Raw genomic sequence first — 4,326 nt, forward strand, 5'->3', positions numbered from 1 at the left:
ACGAGCACGCCCTGCGCGGCCCGCCGCGCGAACGCCAAAGGCAATCCTCGCGCCACCGCATGCTCGATCATCGCCTGGGCCATCAGGGCCGGAAAAGCCGCGCCCGACCCGGTCAGGCCCACGCAGTAATCGATGTGACTCTCCTGCGGAACTTCGTCCGCATCGCCGCAGCTTGCAAACAGGGCGCGCACGACTCGCCTCTCCTCCGATGAGACGGAAGCGGTTGCGAAGAACGGCGTGAAGGACTTGCCGACGCTCGCTGCCGCGTTTGGAAGTGCGCGTACGATCCGATCGGCCCCTGTCCGGGCGGCAATCGCGTGCGCCGGCACGGCGGCCATCACCGAGACGACAAGCTTGCCGACGGCATCGATGGCGACGGCCGGAAATTGCTCTGGCCGCACCGACAGCACCACCACGTCCGACCGGCGCACCAGCTCCGCATTGTCCTTCGTCCAGTGCGCGCCGGGTATCGCGACGGCGCCACGGCTATCCGATCGGCCCGACAGCGTCAGGGCACGCGGATCGACCACGCCCGACGCGACGGCGGCGGCGGCAATGGCGTTGCCGAGCCAGCCATTGCCCCCGATGATCCCGATCCGCGCCGAAATGACCATGCATGCGCTCCGGGCGATCACCCAGCTGGGCGCCTGGGGCGGTCCAGCGCCGCCCGGGACAGCCGGTCGAGCAGGAGGGCGATGGCCACGATCGACAGGCCAGCGCGCAGGCCAACTCCCATTTCCATGCGCGAGAGCCCGCGGGTCACCTCCGACCCAAGGCCGCCCGCGCCGACCAGCCCAGCCAAGACGACCATCGCCAGGGATAGGAGGATGCACTGGTTCAGCCCGACCAGCAGGGTCGGTTTGGCGAGCGGAAGCTCGATCTTCCACAACGTCGTGCTCCGGGCCGAACCTAGCGCGTCGCCGAGCTCGAGGAACGGCTTGGGCACTTGGTTCAGCGCCAAGGTGGTCAGACGCAGCATGGGCGGGGCACCGTAGACGACGGTGGCGATCAGGGCCGGGACCCGGCCGAGACTGAAGATGATTACGGCGGGGATGAGGTAGACCCACGGAGGCACCGTCTGCATGACGTCGAGGACCGGGCGAAGCGTCCGCTCGACGCGCTTGTCGCGCGAAGCCCAGATCCCCATCGGAAAGGCGATGGCGACGGCGATGACCACCGCCACGATAACGAGGTCGACGGTCTGCATCGCCGCGTTCCACAATCCCATGGCCCAGCAGAATCCGAGCGAGAAGATGGCCAGCAAGCTCACGCGCCAGTTTGCGACCAACCAGGCGAGCACCGCCACGACCGCGATCATCCACAGGGGCGGCAGGGCCGTGAGAACCGCCAGCACGGCGTTCAGGATGGCGTCGGCCACGGAGGTGATTGCGGCGAAAAGCGGATGGAAGTTCGTGTTGAGCCAACTGGCGGCAGGAGCCACGAAGTTGCCCGGCGAGATGGTAAAGGGAAGGATGGTCGTCATTTCGCCTCCCGACGGTCCTTGGCGGCGCCCTCGGTGATCCGGTCCAGGATCATGGTCAAGATCACGATGGCGATGCCCGCATCGATGGATTTGCCGATGTTGAGCGTGCGGATCGCGTCGTAGATGGCCGCACCCAGGCCGCCCGAGCCCACGATGCCGGCGATCACGACCATGCCGAAGGCCATCATCAGGCATTGGTTCACGCCCGTCATGATGCTGGACATCGCGAAGGGCAGCCGGATCTTAACGAACATCTGGCCAGGCGTGATGCCGCTGGCCTCACCGAGTTCGAGGAAGTTGCGGGGGGTCAGCCGGATACCGTGCGCGGTCAGCCGCAATGCCGGGGGAATGGCGACCACGACCGTTGCCACCAGGGCGGTGGCGGGGCCGAAGCCCAGCAGCGCGATGGCCGGAAGGAGATAGATGTAAGGCGGCAGAGTCTGGATCATGTCGAGGATCGGCGTCAACACGGCATTCAGACGCGGGCTGAACCCGGCCAGGATGCCGACGGGAATGGCAAACAGCAGGGCCAGCACGCTCGCGGCGATCACCAGGGCAAGGGTTGCCATGGTTTCCGGCCAGAGCCCGATCAGCGCGCAGAAGACGAGTCCGACAGCGGCTGCGATCCCGAAACGGAGGCTCACGGCCCGCCAGCCCAGCAGTGCGATCACCGCTACGATGACCAGGAAGGGCGGCGCCTGGAGCAGCCAGGCGATGCCGTTGTAGAAGGTTTCCAGCACGAGGCGGACGGCATCGAAAAAGCCGCCGGCATTCGACGAGATCCAATCGAGACCGTTATCGATCCCCTCGTCCACTGCGCTGGTCAGATCCTGTATGTCCATGTCCCGACAATCCCGGCTTGCCGTTGTTCACGTCAGAAGGCGGTGGCCTCACCTGGTTCCTTGCCTTTCACACCCTGCAACAGGCTCCGCGGCGTGACGACGCCAACCACCGCGCCGTCGTCGAGGACGGCGACACCATCCTGGCCGCCGTCGAGGAAGATGTGGATCAGCTCGTCCACGTCGGCCTCCGGGGAGGTCCGGGAGAAGCGCGAGACGTCCAGGTCGGGACGCGCGGCGGTGAAGGCCGCCACGGGATGCATGACGGAATGCGCCTTCACGAGGTGCAGGCGGGAGATGCCCGCGACGAAATCGGCCACATAGCCGTCGGCGGGGTTGAGGATGATGTCCTCGGCCGTGCCGACTTGGATGATCGCACCATCCTTCATGATGGCGATGCGGTCGCCGATACGGATCGCCTCGTCGAGGTCGTGGGTGATGAAGATGGCCGACTTGCCGAGCGTCTTCGACAACTCCCGGAACTCGTCCTGCAATTGGCGGCGGATCAACGGATCAAGCGCGCTGAACGGCTCGTCCATCAGGATGATGTCGGGATCCGATGCGATCGCGCGGGCGAGGCCGACGCGCTGCTGCATACCGCCCGACAGCTCGTTGGGAAAGCGGTTGACCCAATCGGCGAGGCCGACGGTCGTCAGCGCCTTCTTGGCCGTCTCCAGTCGGCGCTCCTTCTCAACCTTCTGCACTTCGAGGCCGAAGGCTGCGTTCTCCAGCACCGTCCGGTTCGGCAGCAGGGCAACGTTCTGGAACACCATGCCGATGTCGCGGGCTCGCGTGGCGCGCAGATCCTGGGCGTTCAGTTTCGCGACATCCTTGCCGCAGACGAAGATCTGTCCGAGGCTCGGCTCGATCAGGCGGTTGAACAAGCGGATCAAGGTGGACTTGCCGCTGCCCGACAGGCCCATGATGCAGAAGATCTCGCCCTTGTTCAGGGTGAGGCTGACGTCGGCCACGCCGACCACACAGCTAAACTCCTTGAGCACCTCGCTCTTGCCGAGGCCGCGTTCGGTGATAGCTTTGATCGCAGCCTCCGAGCGCTGGCCGAACACCTTCCAAACCGAACGGCAGTCGATCAGCGGGCTATTTCCGTCAGGAAGAGTGTTCGTCATAGGGATTTCCGCTCCCGGCGTAGTGTAGGCCCCGCCCGCATACGGGCGGGCGGGGCGCTTCGGCTCGAAGTCAGTCCTTCTTGATGTTTTCCCAGCGCTTGATCAGATCGGCATGCGCCTTGATCCAATCCTCGATCGCCTGATCCATGGTCTTGCCGTCCTTGACCGCGGCATTGATCGCCGTGATGTCCGCAACAGGAACGAAGACGCTGGCGATGATCTCGCGAGCGTGCGGGTGAGACTCGGCGAAGCCTTTCTGAGCGACCCAGAAATAGGTCTGGGGTGGCGGGAAGATGTCCTTGGGATCTTTGAGCTGCTTGAGGTCGAACTTCTGCGCCATCCACGACGGCTCCCACAGCGTAACGGCGATCCACTCCTTCCGCTCGATCGCCGATTGCAGGGCGGCGGTCATCGCAGCGGTGCTGCCTTCCACCAAGTGGAGCTTCAGCCCGTATTTAGAGATCACGTCCGCAGTTTCGCGCATCAATCCCGCCCCGGGTTCGATGCCGATGATCTTGCTGTCGAACTTGTCGGCGACGCCGTTCAACTGTTCAATGGAATCGATGGTCACATAGCTCGGCACGGCGATGAAGTCATGCAGGCCGTGCGAAACAGCGGAGAGTTTCTCGAGCCGGTTCTTGTTCCTGTTCCAGTAGTCCTGCGCGATGAAATCGATTTGGGAAATCAATATCTGCGCATCGCCCTTGGTAAGGGCCGCGTAGGCGATGCCCCACTCGGAGAAATTGGTCAGCTTCACCGTGTAGCCGGCGTCCTCAAGCACCTTCTTCGTGATAGCCGAGATGGGCGTCAGATCTTCCCAGTTCATCGTGCCCATGCTGATGGCCTTATCCTCCGCATGGGCCGGCAGGGCCGCCGC

Annotated in this window: 5 protein-coding genes; all 5 read right to left on the reverse strand. The window is 64.5% G+C overall.

Annotation, left to right across the window (positions count from 1 at the left end; genetic code table 11):
* On the reverse strand, positions 1-614 hold a 614-nt coding region (locus tag JOY90_RS25645), incomplete at its 3' end, for an NAD(P)-binding domain-containing protein (RefSeq protein WP_291693904.1).
* A gap of 17 nt (positions 615-631) precedes the next feature.
* Positions 632-1,483: a proline/glycine betaine ABC transporter permease gene (locus JOY90_RS25650; RefSeq protein ID WP_291693905.1), complete on the reverse strand. Its 852-nt coding sequence runs from the start codon at positions 1,481-1,483 to the stop codon at positions 632-634.
* Positions 1,480-2,325 carry a proline/glycine betaine ABC transporter permease gene (locus JOY90_RS25655; protein WP_291693906.1) on the reverse strand — a complete coding sequence of 282 codons (846 nt, stop codon included), beginning with the start codon at positions 2,323-2,325 and terminating at the stop codon, positions 1,480-1,482. Before JOY90_RS25655 ends, JOY90_RS25650 begins: the two co-directional genes overlap by 4 nt.
* Before the next feature lie 32 nt (positions 2,326-2,357).
* Positions 2,358-3,449: a glycine betaine/L-proline ABC transporter ATP-binding protein gene (locus JOY90_RS25660; RefSeq protein ID WP_291693907.1), complete on the reverse strand. Its 1,092-nt coding sequence runs from the start codon at positions 3,447-3,449 to the stop codon at positions 2,358-2,360.
* Positions 3,450-3,519: 70 nt separating this feature from the next.
* Positions 3,520-4,317, reverse strand: coding sequence for a glycine betaine ABC transporter substrate-binding protein (locus JOY90_RS25665; protein WP_291693908.1), 798 nt, complete (start codon positions 4,315-4,317; stop codon positions 3,520-3,522).
* Between the last annotated feature and the right edge of the window lie 9 nt (positions 4,318-4,326).

This window comes from Bradyrhizobium sp. (assembly GCF_019242285.1).
In the GTDB taxonomy this organism is placed as follows: Bacteria; Pseudomonadota; Alphaproteobacteria; order Rhizobiales; family Xanthobacteraceae; genus Bradyrhizobium.

Coding starts and splice junctions, on each gene's coding strand:
- JOY90_RS25660 (WP_291693907.1), bottom strand. CDS start 3,449: ATGACGAACACTCTTCCTGACGGAAATAGCCCGCTGATCGACTGCCGT.
- JOY90_RS25655 (WP_291693906.1), bottom strand. CDS start 2,325: ATGGACATACAGGATCTGACCAGCGCAGTGGACGAGGGGATCGATAAC.
- JOY90_RS25650 (WP_291693905.1), bottom strand. CDS start 1,483: ATGACGACCATCCTTCCCTTTACCATCTCGCCGGGCAACTTCGTGGCT.